This window comes from Prescottella defluvii, from assembly GCF_000738775.1.
Taxonomy (GTDB): Bacteria; Actinomycetota; Actinomycetes; order Mycobacteriales; family Mycobacteriaceae; genus Prescottella; species Prescottella defluvii.
In genome coordinates this window covers 1-400 of record NZ_JPOC01000171.1, presented here as the reverse complement: position 1 = coordinate 400, position 400 = coordinate 1, and the positions used below count along the sequence as shown (strand labels likewise).

The following is a 400-nucleotide window of genomic DNA, read 5'->3' as shown; positions in this document are numbered from 1 at the left end:
TCGCCGCGGCCGGCGGATTCCCGATCGGCGCGCAAGCGCTCCACCACGATTTCGATCTGCTGCTGGTGCCCGGTTTCGAGTTCGCACCGTCGGCGGATCTCGACGGCGCGCTGTCCGGCCGGGGCGGCGAGGCCGCGTTCCTGCGCGCCGCCGAGGCCCGGGGCACCCGGATCGCCTCGGTATGCGTCGGCGCGTTCCTGCTCGGGGAGGCCGGCCTGTTGGACGGACGTCGGTGTACCACGTCGTGGTTGTTCGCTTCACAACTCGCCCAACGGTATCCGCACGCGCGGGTCCGGGGCGAAGCACTGATCGTCGACGACGACCGCATCACCACGACGGCGGCGTTCGGTGCCGCACTGGATCTGGCGACGGTGATCGTCCGTGAGCGTCTCGGCGACGA

Annotated in this window: 1 protein-coding gene; it reads left to right on the top strand. The window is 71.0% G+C overall.

Annotated features, from left to right (window positions below):
- The coding region (locus tag IJ15_RS0124295) for a DJ-1/PfpI family protein (protein WP_031940887.1) at positions 1–400 on the top strand (400 nt) is incomplete at both ends.